Below are 18,556 nucleotides of genomic sequence, written 5' to 3'. Positions count from 1 at the left end.
TCTAAAAAATGTAATATAATTATAACAATTAAAAAATGAAACAGATTGCTAAAAATAAAGTTGCTAACTATGACTATCAAATTGACTGACAACTCACAGCTGGTGTCTCACTTTTGGGTTGAGAAGTCAAGTCAATTCGAGCTGGAAATGTGAATTTAAAATCAAGTTTTTGCTATTTTAAAGATGGCGAATTATTTGTGAGCAATATTCATGTAGGACAATATATGAATGTTCCAGGAGATTTGACTAGATCTCGTAAATTACTACTTACCAAAGCAGAATTGCGTAAGTTATTTAGTCTCAAAGAAAAGGAAAGAATTAGCATTATTCCACAAATTATTGGTTGACAAAATGGTAAGATTAAAATTGTTTTAGGAATTGGAAAAGGGAAAACCAAATATGATAAAAGGCAAACCATTAAAGAACGAGACCAAAAAAGGAAAATTGACTCATTTTTAAAAAATTATTAATCCTTTTATCTTCTCTTTTCTTTTTTGTTAGTTGCTCAATATCAAATTCAAACACAATTTCTCCTTACAAAATAAGTATAAATGAGAAAAAATTAGATTTTCCACTTGTCAAAAAAGAAACCAAATTATCAGTTGGTAAAAGTTATTATACTATTGTAAAAAGTGTTTATGATGGTGACACTTTCACTGATTATATAGGTAATCGGATCAGGCTTTTTGGAATTGATACTCCAGAGTTGAAACCCAAACAACATATCAAACATAAAAAGAAGAAATTAGATGCTCGTTTAAGTAAGTTGTATGGCTTGAAGGCACAAAAAATTTTAAGTGATTTAGTTTTAAATAAATTAGTTAAAATTACAATTGCAGCCACAGATGCTTATGATCGCAAGGTTGCTATTGTTGAAATAGATGGCAAAAATGCTAGTTTTGAACAATTAAGTTATGGCTTAGCTCAAATGCGATTTTTTGATATCAAAAATTCTAAAAGTAAATATTATTATCCTCAATACAAAAAACTTTTTGAATTATTTTCTAAAGTTCAAGAAGCTGCTAAAAATGAAGAAAAAGGTATTTGAAAAGACAAAATTTGAGAAAAAATTTATGATTAATTTTTATTTATAAACATTCTTAGATTAAAAATTTTTTTTAAAAAATATGTTTGAAAAAGATGCAAAATAAGTAAAAATAGTAAAATAATGCTCAAAAATTCTTATTTTTTCACATTAATATATTATAATTAACCCGTTAATTAAATATTAAGCCATCATAGCTCAGTCGGTAGAGCACATCCATGGTAAGGATGGGGTCGCAGGTTCGATTCCTGTTGTTGGCACCATATCTAAAATAGACCACAAGATGCTAAATAATTTTTGCATCTTTTTTTATTAAAGGAGGGTGATTTTTAAAAAATGAATAAAAATAAACAAGATTTAAAATCTGAAGAGAAAACAAAAGATAAAAAAACTAAAGTAGTAATTTTAAAAAGCAATTCAAAAACTTCTAATTCAAACACAAATCAACCACAAACTAAAACCAAAAAAACAACAAAGAGAGGGCCAAAACCCGCAACAATTAAAAAAGCTTATGAAATTTGAGATATATATTTTCCTAAAAAATCTAAAGATGGTCGATATTTTGATTTTGCTGGTGTGGAAATTAAAAAAGAAGAATATGTAAAGGGTGAGTGGGACAGAGACCATATTATTCCAAAAAGTAAGTGTAATGAATTTAAAAAAACTAATTTAATTTCAAACTTCTCTCAAAACCACAAGGACAATTTGCAACCAACATCTAAAATTGCAAATCAAGCTAAAGGTGAGAAATTAAATTTTTTATTTAATGGGAATGAATACAAAGTTTATTTTAACAAAGATGATAATGAAAAAATTTCCAAAAGGAAACTATTTTGTGGTAAAGTTTCAGAATATAATGAATATGTAAAAAAAGGTATGCTAATTGATGTAGAATTAGAATTAAAGAAATTAAAGGAGACTACAAAAGTAAAACCTAAAAAAAGCACTAGTTCAAAAATAAAAAATAATAAAACTTTAGTAGATTCATTAATTCCAGTTGAAGAGAATAAACCTATGTTTGTTAATTCACTTTTTAGTCATCTTAATTATAAATTTTCAAAAAAATCATATAGTGTGATAGCTTTTTCCATAAAATTTACAGATTCTAACTTTTTTAATTTTTTTATTAGGCTAAAAGAAATTCTTTCAATTGTAAATTATGGTTTTAATAATTTTTTAGTCAATGTAAAATCCAAAGCTTACTTTTTACATATTTACAGTGAGAGATTTGTAGAAAAAACTAATAAAGTATGTCCAGAAACACTAGTAAAATTTATAAAACTAATTGTAGAAATATCAAAAATAAAAGATTTTGAAAACTATGTGTGCAAACAATTTCTTTGAGCTTGTGATTTTGATGAAAATCAAGAGAATCTACATGAAGAAATTGGTGGAATTTGAGAAAAAATACCACATTTATTTTGGACAAAGTGTATTGAAAATCAACAAACTGACAAGTTTTACATTAATGAAAGGATAAAAGAAATTTTATCTGAATATTATCAGGTCAATACTAAGTCATTAGATACAATTGGCAAATGATATAAACTTGATGAAAGGTTTTTCAAAAACTAAACAAGGATAATTATGAAAACAGCAAAAGTCTTATTTATTGGTGATATTTTTGGTCAACCAGGTATTAAAATGTTTGAAAAAACATTTAACGAACTGAAAAAAGAACACAATTTTGATTTAGTCATTGCTCAAGCCGAAAATATTACTGGACGAAAAGGTCTTAATCAAGCAGATTATTGTTACCTAAAAAAAATCGGAATTGATGTTTTTACAGTAGGAAATCATGTTTGATTCAACCCAGATATAAATCTAATTATTAATAATGGTGACATTGTAAGACCACTCAATATCCCAGACCATTATGAAGGTAAGGGGAGTGTGACTATAGAAAGAAACAACAAAATTTTTAGAGTAACATCACTACTTGGTATCACTTTTAATAAATTAGACAAACCATGACAAGAAAAAGAAGCACAAAACTTTTTTGATGCCATTGATCCAGTCATAGCAAATGATAAAAGTGATTTTCACATCGTTGACTTTCATGCTGAAACTACAAGTGAAAAAAATGTTTTAGGAATTTATTTAAATGGTAAAGTCAATGCTGTACTTGGAACTCACACTCATGTGCAAACAAGTGATGCTCGTCGTTTGTCTTATGGAACTTTATTTATTACAGATGTGGGAATGACAGGTCCAGCCAATGATGCTATTGGAGTAAATTTTTTAGATGTTTATAGAATGTCTCGTTACAATCACAGCACTAGATTTGTAACATCTAGTAACCGTTGCCAATTTAATGCTGTTATCTTAGAATTATCAACTAGAATGGGCGAACAAAAGATTACTCCAATTTTAATTTATGAGTAGTTAAATAAGTATTTTTTATGCTAATTAAAAGGAAAATGTTGAAGCACAAAATGAAAACAAAATTAATGGTCACTTTATTACGGTTAAAATCATTTTTTTCTTTAAATAAGAAAACAAAAACAATATTATTTCTATTTTTATCTATTACCACTTTTGCCTCTTTAACCGCTTGTCAATCTACAAATGAATTTGTTTCTCCAAAATTAAATTCTAAAAAAATAGATGATTCTCAAAATAATCTTGCAAATAAAAATTCTAATAATCTTGATGATTCAAAAGAAAAATCTACCAAAACTCCTGTTGATACACCCGCTTCAAAACCAGAAAGTGCAAATTTGACTTTGCTAACAAACTCATTTGAGCAATTAACTAAAAAAATAAATGAACTAAATATTGATGACCAAACTAAAAAGCAAAAATTAAAACTGTTAACTCAAAATGTTAATCATATTAGAGAATCTATTGAAAAAAATGATATTTCTGAAAATCAAATAAAATTATCAATTCATTCATTAGATAATATTTTAAAGGTTGAATCCAAAACAAAATCTGAATCTTCAAAATTAACAAAAGAAAATAATATTTGTCACAATTCGATTGATAAATTTATTAAGAATGCAAAAAGTGCTGACAATACAGATCAAAATGATCAAAATGATCAAACCATTCCTGAATTTAAAAATGGGAAACGCATTGTCGAAGACCAATACAAATATGATTTTCCTCAAAAATTACATGATTTTTTCACTAGCAAATATGGTAGTGAAAAATTAGCGATTACTAATCATAACTTGAAAAAAGAAAAACAATTTACTCCTTGAAATGGATTAAATCATCCAAAGTACTCATTAGAATTAGAAAAATTAGCAAGAGAAGTAGACCAACCCTTACCAGAAAATGCTTATTACAGAGCAATGACAACTCCAGATCCTAAAAATAAAGATAAATTATTCATTCCTACTTTTCAAAGAATTCCAGATATAGCGCCTATTTCATTTTATACAAAAGGAATTCACAAAGGTGAAATAGATGAAAATAAATCAGGCCCTAATCATTATGGTCTTCCTAGAGTTATTGTTAATAATAGATACAAGGACTTAATAGATAACGTTGTATCTGTTTTGATAGGAAATGGACAAGTGGGAACAAAACAAGTGCATGATGAACAAGGAGTGCACACTGAAGAGGATTATCGAGAACCAGGAGAAACACTACCAGATATTGCTAGACTAAGAGGGTCTTTTAATATATTAGATTACCAAGTCAAAGATGGTCAAGATTATCCACTAACTTGATATTTTACAACAAATGCTCATGTGGCTAGACATCTAAGACTTCAAAATGATGAAGGCGATGGTGTATATGGAAGGGATACAACAAATTATGATACTCACAACACAGCATATAACACTAGGGAAGTATCGATTTTAAAACTCATCAAAGAAAAAGTGCAATTAAATAAAGTCATCCCTTTAAGTAACCAAGAACCTGATTGACAAGATTATTATAAAAATATTAAAATCGATCCTGCAAAAATTAAATTAGTTATGATAGGGACTAATGTAATGGGTGAAAAAGTTAGTGACTATACAGATCAAGAATTTTGAAAAAGTGTAGGTATGGTTATGGACTTTGCCATTGTTGAAATCACATTTAATTCAGAAGAAGATGCCAAATCAATTACTCAAAATTGATATGAAAAACATAAAAATTTAAATAAAAATAATGATTACATAATTACTTCAGATGCTAACTTATTAGACAAAAAACAATATGCTAATTTACCAAAAGATCCTTTTTATACTTTAGGATTTCCTATTTCCACTCCTGAAAAATACATTAAAGAAATTGATTATGGAAATGTTGATAAAACTGAAATTCAGAATCAATTAGGTGGTTCAGTATCGGTATGAATTAACAAACCATCTAGATTATTTCCTCAAAGAAATGAAATCAAAAATAAATCGCAACAGTTAGAACAATTAAGAAAAAATGGTGGAGATCTCAATTGATCAAGATCTTTTAGAAGTTTTATGTCAACTCCTGGAATAACAGATTGATTTATAGCATCTCCTTATATAGAAGAAGGTGCTTTAACTATTGAAAAATATAACAATAAAACTCATAAATTTAACAAGGATGATTGGTATGCATTTTCAGGTTTAGGAACAGTTCTTGATAATATGGTAGCAGGTGGTGGGATGTCAGGTTCTGGAGTTTATTTAAATGGCAAACTTTATGGACTCATTTACAGTAGTGATGCATTATCGAGTTCTACAGGTGTGATTAATTTAAGGTCTTATGGTAAAAATTACAAAGGTTACTATGGCAAATACAATTTGCCAAAATATGATTTAATTTATGGTGACAGAACTGCCAATGGAGCAGGAAATCAAAAAAAATCTTATTTTGATGCAATGCAACATATGTATACTAATAAAGGGCAACAAATTAGAACCTTCTTATTCCCAAATGGATTTGGTGAATCTTATAGAGTAAATGTATTTGAAAACAAAAGTGAACTAAATCATTAATATATTTAAATAGAAATTTTTTCCAAAAAGCAAAAGTCCAGTTTTAAAAATTGGACTTTTTTGTCTCTAGTAGTATAATTTAGTTTAAAATTATGTGTTTAAAAATACAACAACACAAAAGATATATATAGGAGAGGTGTCAAATGAATAGATTACATCTTACTAAAAGAACAAAAATCATTATTGGTTTTTCTGCAATTGCTTTTGTAGGGCTAACTAGTTTTGGTTTAACTAATAATTTGACAAACTTTAATTATTTCACTACCCAAAATATTGTTTATTCAACCTCGGCTCCTTCAACTATTGAAAAAAATTCCGTAAATGACAAAAATTTTACATCTCCAGTTGCGAATGTAAAATTTGTACCAAAACCTCCTGAAAAAATAACCCCCCCCTCTAAGAAAGTGGAAACACCAAAAGTGGATCAAATTAATGTTGTTCCACAAAAACCTAAAGAACCTAAAAAAGTTGTCCAACCACCAAAAGCTCAAATTTTAACTCCTGAAAAACCCAAATTAGAATCAAAACCTGTTGAAATTCCAATACCAAGTCCAATTGTTTCAAATAAAAATGATGTCACACCAATTGAAAAACCAAAAACTTCAAACAATGATATTCAAGTTGAAGTTACTACAGAACTAGAAAAACGTGCATTAGCAAATTACCAAAAAGGTTTTGAAGCTGAAATTAAAAAGGTTGAACAAAGAATTGCAAATGCGCAACAAGCGTATGATAATAAAGTTTATGTTCGTGACAATAAGTGAAATGATTATTCACCAATGTGGAATAGAAATAAGTTATCAGAGTATGAATGAAAAGCAGAACTAGCTGGTCAAGTTTCACTTGCAAAATATGATTTAGATAAAGAAACTAGTTATTTGAATTGATTAAAATCTCAACCTAAAAAAACTTCATTTACTCAAGATGAAATCAAATCACTTTCAAGAGGTTTGATTCCAAGTGAAACAGACCTTGGAGTTTGAAGATATGATAACCCAGATGACAACCCAGAAACTGGAAAAAATGGAAGGTTAAGAATCAATAACAGAAAAAGAGTATTTAACACTCAAAGTTGATACTCACAAACCCCCTATGATATTTTGCATGGGAATTTTTCAGGTTGAGATAAAAAGGATGTAACTAGTCAATATTCATCTTATCTTCAAGGTCATGAAAATTCCATCAAAATTTATCGCTACACTCCAAATGCACAAAATGAGGATCAAACTCGTAAACCAGGTGATATTATTGAATTGGATGCAAATGATAATCAAGCATTCCAAAAATTTCAAGCAATTTTAGCCGATGTCAATCAACATGACCAAGAACTCAAGGGAGTTAGACTTAAAAATGTTGGTGAAAATCATAGTACTCAAAATGCAGAAGATATTCTAAAGTCTATCCCAGATTCAATTAAAGCAGTATATCTTTTTGTAGATAATTATGAAGGAACAGATTCTCTCAAAGGACTTAGAGATAAACATCTTGATGAACTTGCTATCTACACAAATAAAAATTCACTTGACGCTGATTGATCTGTATCTCCTAATGATCTTCAAAATGTAAAATTTATTTCTTTTGACTACAATAATCAAGCACAATTTGGACAGTATCAAGGTAAAATTGCTGGTTCTATTGTATTTAATACTTTAAGATGATACGCTGGTGATGATACAAACACTATTAAAAAAGGGCTTGAAATTGCCTTTGGTTCAAAAATGGAACAAAGGCCTTTCCAAGGAAGTTTTGGTGGAAAGGGAGGTCACCCAACAGCTTTAGACTTTTCTTTAACTAATCAAAATACTTTTAATGGATTGGATATGGAACATATTCAACAACTATTTAACCAGTCTGTTAAAAACTGAACAACAGATAAATATGCCAAAGAAGATTATGAACATCACACTTTAAGTTTTACAAAATTAATTGTTGGAGTAAATGAAGATGGTGTGATTAATTTTAAGGCAGATGATTTGAATAATGCAGGATTTACAAGATGAATTCAACCTGGAGGACCACAAAATCCACCTATAATAGCAGTGAAAAACCGAGATACATATGAGTTGACATATGATTCTACTATTCGAGTAACTGGAAATTTAACCACTGAGGGCGCTAATCAATTGAAGAGATTTCTTGAAATAGCAAATAGTAGTAGTTCAGGAAATAAAATTCAAAATGTAACAGTAGATAATTGACCTAGCGGAATGAGCAAGCAAATTGTAGTTCCTTCATCAAGTACTATTACTAATATAATTGTAAATTCTTAAACTAAGTCATAGGCTAACATTACCTAAAAATATTAAATTATTATCAAACTTACCAATTTGGAAACATAAATTATACATTGTTTCACTAGATTAAAAGGTTTCCTTCAAACCCAATTTGCATTATCTTAATTCCTTAATAACTATAAAATAAAGAGAGATTTATGAAATTTAAAAAAATTAATTCAAAATTATCTTTTAAAATGAAAGTTTTTTTAGCTTTGTCGCCAATTATTACTTTGCCTATTTTAATTTCTTGTGGAGTGAATCCGCAAGAGTTAGACAAACAAGGTTTAAATATTAAATCACCAAAGCCGGGTGATAATTCAAATCCTGATAATTCAAATTCTTCATCAGTAGATATTTCAACCTTAAAAGAACAAATTCAAGATTCGAATTCACTAGATGAAGTTTCAAAATCTCTTTTTAAAAAACTAAATAGCTTGCCTTTAAATGATGAGACTAAAGCAAAAAGAGAAAAAGAGCTTCAAAGAACAATTGATTTAATTAGAAAACAAATTCAAACTTATGGGATAGAAGATGAACAAACAAAAATGGTGATCAATTCACTAGATGAAATTTTTAAACCACAAGAGAAGGAACACAAACCTATAGAATTTACTCCAGAACCACCTGTGAGTGATGAAAGAATTAAGAAATTCGAAAAAGAACTAGCAGATGCAAAACCCAAAGGACAAACTGTTCCTGAGTTTGATGCAAGTGGAAAGAGGCTTGTTGATGATCAATATAAATATGATTTTCCTAAAAACGAATTGAATTATGTTTTAACGTATTTCAATTTAGGGGGTTCTCAATCTGCTACTTATGAATGAAAACCATCTAAAGTTTTTGGTCCATGAGATGGACCCAATGCTCCAAAATATTCTCAAGATCTTGAAAGATTAGCAAGAGAAGTTGATCAACCACTCCCACAAAATGCTTATTATAGAACATTTGTAACACCAGATCCAAACAATAGAAATTTAATTCATATTCCTACAACTAAAAGAAGTTTTCCTATTCCACCTATTAGTTTTTATAAATCCGGACCTAAAAAAGGTCAGATTGATAAAGATAAATCCGGACCTTTGCATTTTGGACTTCCACGAGACATTGTAAATAATGATTATATGGAACTCATTGATAATGCTGTATCCGTTTCTATAGGAGATGGTGTTATTGGAACTAAATTAGTTAAAAATGCAGATGGTACAGAACACTATGCTGAAGATTATCGAAAACCAGGTGAAGAACGTGGAAACACAGAAGCAAAACGTGGAACCATGAACATTATTGACTACAAATTACCTAATGATGGTTCGTATCCTTTAACCTGATATTTTATTACAAATACCCACGTTTTAGCTCAACTAAGACTTGAAAATGATAAGGGTGATGGTGTTTTTGGAAGAGATACATCAAACTATAACACATATAACAAAGCATATAACACAACAGATATTAATATTTCCAAACTTGTCAAAGAACAAGTTAAACTTAATCAAGAAATACCTTTAGTTGGAACAGGTGAATGAGAAAAATATTACAAACAAATTAAAATAGATCCTAAAAATGTCAAACTAGTGATGATTGGTTCTCAAATAATGAAGCAAAAATTAAGTGAATTAACTCATCAAGATTTTTGAAAAGGTGTGAATTTCTTGATGGATGTTGGAATTATTGAAATCACATTTAAAGATGAAGCAGAAGCAAAATTAGTTACAGAAAATTGATATAATAAACATAAAACTCCAAATTCAAATTTTATTTTAACTTCTAATGTAAATTTATTAGACAAAACTCAATATTCTGAACTTAAGGAAAATCCATTTTATGCTTTTGGGTTCCCAACTTCAGCATTTGAAAAAATGATTCCTCAATTAAATTACAAAATCCCAGTTAATAATGGACGAAGTTTTGATAAACCCCCAATTGAAAATCTTTTAGATGGATCTATTTCACCTTTAATCAATAAACCTTCTAAATTGTTCCCTAGAGCTCGAGCAAGTAAAAAATATTTAGAAGAATTAGAACCATTAAAAAAAGGTGGCGGAGATCTCAACTGATCAAGATCTTTTAGAAGTTTTATGTCAACTCCAGGAATTATGGATATTTTTATTGCAGCCCCTTACTTAGATGGCGGTGGGCAAATTCTTGAAAAATATGATAATGCAACTCGTACATTTAAAACAGATGACTTATATGTGTTCTCAGGTCTTGGAACTACATTAGATAATATGTCCGGTCATGGTGGGATGTCAGGTTCTGCGGTTTATTTAAAAGACAAGGACAATAATCAAAAAATGTATGGTCTCATTTATATGAGTGGACCAAATGCTTCTGTTGCTGGAGTACTTAATCTGCGTTCTTACGGAAAAGATTACAAAGGATATTATGGTAGGTATAACTTACCAAAATATGATTTAATTTATGGTGATGGAACTAAAGATGGAGCAGGAGAGCAAAAAAAATCATACTTTGATGCAATGCAACATATGTATACTAAAAAAAATAATGATGTTAAGACTTTCTTATTCCCAAATGGCTTTGCTGAATCCAATAGAAAAGATGTGTTCAAAAATAATGGTCAATAATATTTAAGGAATATTTATTTTTAAAAAAATCCAAATTTTAAAAAAAATTGGATTTTTTTGTCTTTAATGTTTTATTTAGTTATAAAATATTAAAGACAAATTTTGATATATATATATATATAGGAGATAAAAAATGAATAGACTATATTTTACTAAAAGGGCGAAAGTTGTTATTGGACTTTCAACTATAGTTTTTGTTGGAGTAACTGGTTTTGGTCTTACTACCAACTTATCAAATTTTAGTTATTTTGCTAATCAAAATATTATTTATTCGACTTCTTCTCCTTCAACTATTGAGAAAAATCCTGTAAATGACAAAAATTTTACATCACCTGTGACGAATGTAAAATTTGTACCAAAACCTCCAGAAAAAGTTGAAACAATTAAAAAAGTGGAAGCACCAAAAACTGATCAAAGCAATATTATTCCACCAAAACCAAAACAAAGTAGTAAAGCACCAGATACTCAAATTTCAATTTCAACTCCTAAAGTTGAAGCTAAACCTGTTAAAAATCCTACTCCAAGTCGTTCAGAGGATTCAAAAAACCAAGCACCAGCACCTGCTGTAACACCTTTGTCAGTTGATCAAATTTTACCAAATGATGACAAGCTTTTGAAGGAACTACAAAATAGATTAAATGCTAGTTTTTCTGTTCCATCTAACTACAGTGATGTTGAAAAAGAAGCACTTTTAAACTATGAGCTAGGTCTTAAAGCTAGAATTAAGAGAACCTTGCAAGATTATTTAAACCTAAAACAACAATATTTAGAAAATGAGCGTTCAAGAAGAGAAAATTTTGATACCCCTTATAATTTTTATGCTAAAGGTAATCGTTCACTTTGAGAAGAAGCTCATGATCACAAACGTTTTGAATTGATTGGTGTTTCATACAATAATGATCTTCAAAGATATCAACGTGAGTTAGATTTATATGCTAAACAACCTGAAAAAACTAGTTTTACACCTGATGAATTAACTGCCATTTCAAGAGGTATGACTTTTAGTCCAGAAGATAATCTTGTTATGAAATATCGCAATCCAGATGACAATCCTGTCACAGGTAAAAATGGAACCTATCGGATTCGAAATCGGAAAAGATTTTTCAACACACCAGGTTGAGTTCCATTAAATCCTGAAGAAATTTCAAGTGGAAATTTTCCAGGTTGAACCAAAACCGATATTTCATCAACAGGCAACTACAAAAGCCAAGGTGTTGATGGGCAATATATTAAAGTTTATAAGTATGTGCCAAATGATAAATATGAGCCAGTAGATGGAAAAACTAAAGGTGAACAACACCTAATTGAACTTGATGCAAATGATAAAAATTCATTTGCTAAGTTCCAAGAAGTTTTAAAGAAAGTTGCAGCTTCTGATTCAAAATTAACTGCTGTGCGTATTAAAAATATTGGTGAGATTCACTCAACTCAAAATGCGTCAAATATTTTAAGTCATATGCCAAATTCTATTAAAGCAGCTTATGTTTTCTTAAATAATTATTATGCTGTCGACTCATTAGATGGACTTCGTGGCAAAAAGCTAGATGAGCTAGCAATTTATACAGAAAAGAATTCACTAAATGCTGATTGAGCTATTAATCCAAATGATATTGAAAATGTCAAATATATTAGTTTTGATTACTTTAATCAAGGTGAACTAGATAGAAATGCTGGTAAAGCTGGGAGTTCAATTGTCTTTAATACACTTAGATGGACAAGTAAAGATGATCGCACATCCATTGCTAAAGGACTCAAAATCGCTTATGATGACAAGCTAACCGAAAGAATTTTCCAAGGAAATCTAGGTGGAAAAGGTGGATATCCAACTATTTTGGACTTTTCAGCAACTAAACAAAATACTTTCACAGGTTTAGATTTGAACAAAGTTAATGAATTATTTAATGATAAAATTAAAAATTGACCTGGTGATAAATATGCACAAGAAGATTATCAACACAGAAATTTGAGATTCACAAAGTTAATTATTGGTTCTCATCAAGGTAAATTGACCTTTAATGCTCAAGATTTAAATGATGCTGGTTGAAATTGGTTTGTTGCTAAAAGTCAATTTGAGCAACCTAAAATTGAAATTAAAGAAGGTGATCAAATCACTCCAAGTCCAACAGTCGAGGTTACTGGACAATTAAATTCACAAGGTGTTCAAAATTTAATTGAATTTATTCATATAGCAAATAGCAATACAAGTGGAATGAACATCACATTGGTTAATGTTGGTTCTCAAAATATTGGATTGTTCAATAATAAAATAAATATTAACACTCCAGGTACTGATAAAATTACAAAAATTAGTGCAGATGCGCTATCTCCATCAACTGGTTCTGGTTCATCTAATGATGGTGGATATATTTAATAATATATAAATAAATTGAATTTTTAAACTTTTCGAGGTGCAAAATGAGAAAACTAATGAAAAACAAATTAAAATCACTACTAGTCTTATCGACAGTTGCTTTTCCATTTGCTTATTTAGTGTCATGTGGCGTTGCTAATAATCAAAAAGATATAAATCCTAGTGAGCAAAATAATCAACAATCTGATTTTCAAAAAAATAAATCAGATTCAAAAGCAAATGAACTAAAAGCAAAAAAAATGGAGCAAACCAAAGAAAAACTTGACAATGCAAAGTCAGCTTTGCTTCAAAATTTAAGCCCAGAAGGATTTAAAAATTTTTCAGATGCTGTTTCATCGATTGATAGTTCTATTAATTTAAAAAATGCCTTAGCAGCTTTGAAATCCAGCCTTGAACAATCAAATTATTCTAATAATCAAACAATTAATTTGATTCTTAATTCTTTTGATCAATTTTTTGAACCTAAAGAAGAAAAAAAAGATAACCATCAACAAGCACATAAACCTGTTGAAATTTCACAAGATAGAATTAATGAATATGTTAAACAATTAGATGCTATTAAGCCAAAAGGTCAAAATAGAGCTAAATTTAGCGAAGATGGCAAACGAGTTGTTGAAGATCAATACAAATATGATAATCCAAAAGAAGATTTAGATTATTTTAATGCCACTTTTGGCGGTGGTGTTGGCACAGTGATTTCGTCTCAAGGCAATCCAGATGGACTCACAAGTTGAGACCCAAATAACACTAAGCAGTTTCCAGATGAATTAAACCAAAAAGCAAAAGCCGAAAATCAACCACTACCAGCAAATGCGTGGTTTAGAGGTTTTTCAACTCCCGATGGCAATGGTAAAATTCATATTCCAACAAGTGTAAGAGTACCTACAACACCTGCTTTACAAGTCTTATCTGATGGAAGAATCTTTGGTTCTCCAGGTGAATATGGATTGCCTCGTGTTATTCCAAATGATAAATACAAAAAATTAATTAATTCAGCTGTTTCTATTGCGATTTCAAACGGCCATGTTTGAGACAAAATTGTAGACAAAGACACAGGTGAAGAACGAGCAAGTCGAGAAGAGTATCAAAAAGGTAATACAAAAAGAGTAGATGCTTATGTTGAACCTGATCAAGTAATTCATCGCCATGATAATTTTAAAGGTACATTTAATATCATCGATTATAAGTTAACTAATGATGGAAGTTATCCACTAACATGGTATTTCATCACAAATGCTCACGTTGCAAATTCTTTGCAAGTTGATCATGATAAAGGTGATGGAGTCTATGGCCGTGATGAAAGTGTTTTTAATACCTATAATCGCCAGTATAACACTGATAGACTAGCTTTTTTCAAACTCAAACCAAATGTGGATGAAAAAACTGTTATTCCATTTGCACAAAATAAAGATTTCTTTTATGACACATTAGACATAAAAGTTCGAGATAAATCAGGAACACCTAACAATAATCAAAATTACAATAGTAACAATGCGATCATATTAGGCAACAACAATCAACCAATCCAAGATAATCTTAATGCACGTACAATTGTTATTGGAACAGATCCATTTAAAACTAAAATTGGTGATTTCACAAACCAAAGCTTGTGGAAAGATAAACAAGAATTTATGGATTTTGCAGTTGTTGAAATCACTTTTGACAATGAAGCTCAAGCTAAAACTATTACTGGCAAGTGGTATGAAGAACACAAAAATAAAGATGATCACAAAAATGATAAAACAAACATTGCTAACACTATAACTTCAGATTTAAATTTATTAGACAAAACTCAATATGATAATTTTGGTAAAAATCAACTTTATAGTTTAGGATACCCATCTAGTAAATTTGAACAAAAGAGTGGCACACTTGATCAACTTAAAAGAGACTATACAGGAAAAGAAGATGAATTTGATACATTAATTTCTTATAGTCTTTCACCAACAGTTAACAAACCAACAGATCTTTATTACAAAACTAGAAGTCAAGATAAAAGTGTTTTAGAAAAATTTAAAGATGGTGGTGATCTCTCCTGATCTCGTTCATTTCGTTCTTTTGTAAATTTACCTGGAGTAAATGATTTGTTTATTACCACTCCATATATTTCTAATGGAACAATTAAAATAAGAAAATATAATTCTACAACTCATAAATTTGAAGAAACTCCTTATATTTTCTGAGGTCTTGGGACCAACTTGAGCAATATGTCTGGTGGAACTGGGATGTCAGGTAGTGGTGTGTATTATAAAGATAAACTTTACTCATTGGTTTTTGCTTCAGATGATAGAGCAGCAACTAATATTAGTTTAAACGTTAGATCATACGGACATAATTACAACAATTATTATGGAAGCTACAACCTGCCCAAATATGATTTAATTTATGGTGATGGAACTACCAATGGAGCAGGACAACAAAAAAAATCCTACTTTGATGCAATGCAAAAATTGTCTCAAAGCACTCACACAAATTACAAAGGAATTAAAACTTACTTATTCCCGAATGGATTTGATGAAAATCAAAGAATAGATGTATTTAAAAAATAAACAATAAATAAATATTTAAAAAAACTACTTTTAAAGTAGTTTTTTTATTTTTTTTAAAATATTTTTTATTGTGTCTTAACTAATTTTTCTAATTCAGGTTTTAATTTTGCAAAAGCTATAGAAGCAAGGGTGCCAGACGCAAATTCAGGTTCTGATGATAAATTAGCAATAAAATTAAAGAATATTTGTGAATTTTCTTTGAATAATCTTTTTAAAATCCCCTTTGTATTAAGAGCAACATATTTATTATTGTCAATTTCAGTGAGTAACTGGTCAAATAAAAAATCATATGTTTTTACATTAGACAAGATTTCTATTACTACAGTGGTCACATCATCAGAGTGGGCTTTGAATTCATCGGGAAGAATTTCTTTTATTTGTGGTTCTAAAGACAAATAAAATTGTTTTGAAACAGCATTTGATTGAAAAATTTTAGCTAAACTAGATTTAAAGCTAATTTGTTGATTTTCATCAAGTAGATTGAATACATTGCTTGAATTTAAAATAATAAATTTGATAACATCATTATTTAAAGCAACTTTAAAAATATTAGAAAATAATGTATAAAATGGAGAACTAACTTCACTGGTTTCAAAATTTTCTTGAGTCTGATTTAATTGTTTAAATAAAATTGCAAGAAAATTTTGATTATTAACTTGGTTTTGTTTATTTTCAACTTGTGGTGTTTTAAATAATAGATATTTTATAGCAATTAAAAAAGTTTTTAATTCTTGATTTGTAAAATTAATTTGAAATACATCTTTCAAAAATTTAACACTTAAATCTAGCAATGAATAAGTGTTAGTGTTTTCTTTTGATTTCAAAACAACCACATTTTCGCTATTGATTCATGCATTTAAAAAATCTTGAACAATAACACTAAAGTCAGGGTTATCAATAGTTTTTTCAATAATGGCAAGAGCATTTTGTCCATTATTAACTTTGTTTAAAAAAGACAAAATGGCTAAGCGAGTTTTTAATGCAAAAGGTTGTGACAGCAACTCTTTTAAAAATCATTTAGTTGTATAAAGGGCATTATTAACAATATTTTTTTGTTTTTGTTCTTCCCGCTCAACCTTTTTGTTGTAGTTTTGAAAATATTTTTTGTCTAAATTAGCAACTTTTTCAGGAGTATTTAAAGAATAGTTTTTAGGATCAAGTTTAGGAACATATCTGTGAATTATTTGTTTAGGATAAAGATTTTTAATGAATTGAGTATATAATAAATCAAAATTAGAACTATCAATTGCTTTTTTAATTTCAACAATAGAATTGTTGATGATTTTATCTGTTTGTACTTTTATACCAACAGGAACACCAATTGCTATTGGTATTGCAATTGAGGCAAAAACAGATAAACTAATAATTAATTTCATTCTTTTGATTTGTTTCATAATCAACAAAACCTTTATTGTATTTGATAATAAAGTCTATGAAATTATAGACTTTTAGTAAGAAAATATGTTTTTAAAATACTTGCAAATAATTTTATTTACCTAGACAAAAATTGGAAAAAATAGAATCTAGTAATTTTTCATCATCAGCTCGACCAAATATAGAACTCAACTCTGTTCAACATGTTCTCAAGTCAACAATGGCCACATCTGGTCCATAGTCTTCTAAACTAACTTTAGCCTCCAAAAGTGCACTTTGAGCTTTATTTATTTGGCTAAATTGATAAGTGTTATAACCAACATCACTATTTTCTAAAAACTCAAATGAGTTTTTAATTTGCTTTAGCAATGCATCTATATCATGGTTTTTAGCACTAATATAGATTTTATCATCTTCACAGTTTACAAGTAAATCTTTTTTGTTGTAAACTTGAATATAGACTTGGTTTGTTAAACTATCAATAATTTCTTGATCACTTGGACCAAATCCAACCTGTGAATCAATAACGTGAATTATTAAATCACTTTTTTGGATTTGTTCAAAACTTTTTTGAATTCCAATTTGTTCAATACTTTCATTAGTTTGCCGTACTCCAGCAGTGTCGCTAATTTTAAATAACAAGTTTTCCAAAACAAAAGAACCTTCAACAATATCACGAGTCGTTCCCGCTTGATCGCTAACGATAGCTTTGTTTTCGTTGATTAAAGCATTAAGTAAAGAAGATTTACCACTATTTACATTACCCACTAAGGCCATTTTAATTCCATTGTAAATTAATCGACTATTTTCAGCTTTTTTAATTAAAGTAATAAATTTTTCTTCTAATTTTACAATACCATCTAAAACGGTTTGTGAAGTTAGTTTGCTAGTTTCATCATATTCTGGGTAGTCAATATTGACTTCGATAGTACCAATAATAAATTCTAAGTCGGTTATTAAGTTTTTGATATACTTGCTAGTTTGTCCTTGAAATTGCTTTAAAGCAAGACTATGTTGCGACTTGCTTTGAGCATGAATTAAATCATTAATTGCTTGGGCTTTTACTAAATTCATTTTTCCATTTAAAAAAGAACGCAAAGAAAATTCGCCTGGATTTGCAAGTCTAGCCAGTCCTGTTGAAAGAATGAGTTCTAAAATTATGTTAGTGTTAAGCACACCGCCGTGAGCATTGATTTCAACAGTTGGCTCACCAACAAAGTTTTGATTGCCAGGAAATCAAAGCACCAAAACTTCATCAATTTTTTCTCCTTTATTATGAATTCAACCATAAGTAATTTGCCGATTGTTGCCAACTTTGCCATCAAAAATTTGTTCCATAATTTTAATGGCATTTTCGCCACTAATTCGAATAATCGAAATAGCTTGGTTGATATAGCCAGAGGCAATTGCGGCAATAGTGTCGAAAATCATAAAAAA

Annotated in this window: 11 protein-coding genes and 1 tRNA gene; 10 read left to right on the top strand and 2 right to left on the bottom strand. The window is 29.1% G+C overall.

The window, feature by feature from the left end; translation table 4 throughout:
* Positions 1-35: 35 nt before the first annotated feature.
* From smpB to mip (MYB_RS01915), 10 genes are all read left to right on the top strand, one after another.
* Positions 36-470 (top strand): SsrA-binding protein SmpB, encoded by a 435-nt coding sequence (gene smpB / locus MYB_RS01960; RefSeq protein WP_022935446.1) that lies wholly within the window; start codon positions 36-38, stop codon positions 468-470.
* Positions 452-1,081, top strand: coding sequence for a thermonuclease family protein (locus MYB_RS03300; RefSeq protein ID WP_084626641.1), 630 nt, complete (start codon positions 452-454; stop codon positions 1,079-1,081). The genes smpB and MYB_RS03300 overlap by 19 nt, the downstream gene beginning before the upstream one ends.
* Before the next feature lie 151 nt (positions 1,082-1,232).
* A tRNA-Thr gene (locus MYB_RS01950) sits at positions 1,233-1,308 on the top strand.
* A gap of 73 nt (positions 1,309-1,381) precedes the next feature.
* Positions 1,382-2,620, top strand: a complete 1,239-nt coding sequence (locus MYB_RS01945; RefSeq protein ID WP_022935448.1) for a hypothetical protein — start codon at positions 1,382-1,384, stop codon at positions 2,618-2,620.
* Between the two features lie 12 nt (positions 2,621-2,632).
* A complete protein-coding gene (locus tag MYB_RS01940) occupies positions 2,633-3,430 on the top strand; it encodes a TIGR00282 family metallophosphoesterase (protein ID WP_022935449.1) in 798 nt (265 codons plus the stop codon).
* 50 nt (positions 3,431-3,480) lie between these two features.
* Positions 3,481-5,964 carry an Ig-specific serine endopeptidase MIP gene (gene mip / locus MYB_RS01935; RefSeq protein ID WP_022935450.1) on the top strand — a complete coding sequence of 828 codons (2,484 nt, stop codon included), beginning with the start codon at positions 3,481-3,483 and terminating at the stop codon, positions 5,962-5,964.
* 143 nt (positions 5,965-6,107) lie between these two features.
* Positions 6,108-8,234, top strand: coding sequence for a putative immunoglobulin-blocking virulence protein (locus tag MYB_RS01930; RefSeq protein WP_022935451.1), 2,127 nt, complete (start codon positions 6,108-6,110; stop codon positions 8,232-8,234).
* A gap of 161 nt (positions 8,235-8,395) precedes the next feature.
* On the top strand, positions 8,396-10,825 hold the full coding sequence (gene mip / locus MYB_RS01925) for an Ig-specific serine endopeptidase MIP (protein ID WP_022935452.1): 2,430 nt from the start codon (positions 8,396-8,398) through the stop codon (positions 10,823-10,825).
* A gap of 133 nt (positions 10,826-10,958) precedes the next feature.
* Positions 10,959-13,196, top strand: coding sequence for a putative immunoglobulin-blocking virulence protein (locus MYB_RS01920; RefSeq protein ID WP_022935453.1), 2,238 nt, complete (start codon positions 10,959-10,961; stop codon positions 13,194-13,196).
* 56 nt (positions 13,197-13,252) lie between these two features.
* Entirely contained in the window at positions 13,253-15,745 is a 2,493-nt protein-coding gene (gene mip / locus MYB_RS01915) for an Ig-specific serine endopeptidase MIP (RefSeq protein ID WP_022935454.1), read from the top strand.
* Between the two features lie 65 nt (positions 15,746-15,810).
* Here the strand turns inward: mip (MYB_RS01915) and MYB_RS01910 are convergent, their stop codons facing one another.
* Positions 15,811-17,139 carry a hypothetical protein gene (locus MYB_RS01910; protein ID WP_022935455.1) on the bottom strand — a complete coding sequence of 443 codons (1,329 nt, stop codon included), beginning with the start codon at positions 17,137-17,139 and terminating at the stop codon, positions 15,811-15,813.
* 94 nt (positions 17,140-17,233) lie between these two features.
* Positions 17,234-18,550, bottom strand: coding sequence for a tRNA uridine-5-carboxymethylaminomethyl(34) synthesis GTPase MnmE (mnmE, locus tag MYB_RS01905; protein WP_022935456.1), 1,317 nt, complete (start codon positions 18,548-18,550; stop codon positions 17,234-17,236).
* Positions 18,551-18,556: the final 6 nt, after the last annotated feature.

The organism is Mesomycoplasma bovoculi M165/69, assembly GCF_000524555.1.
In the GTDB taxonomy this organism is placed as follows: Bacteria; Bacillota_I; Bacilli_A; order Mycoplasmatales; family Metamycoplasmataceae; genus Mesomycoplasma; species Mesomycoplasma bovoculi.
The sequence above is the reverse complement of the archived record's forward strand: the minus strand, read 5'-3'. Positions and strand labels throughout refer to the sequence as shown.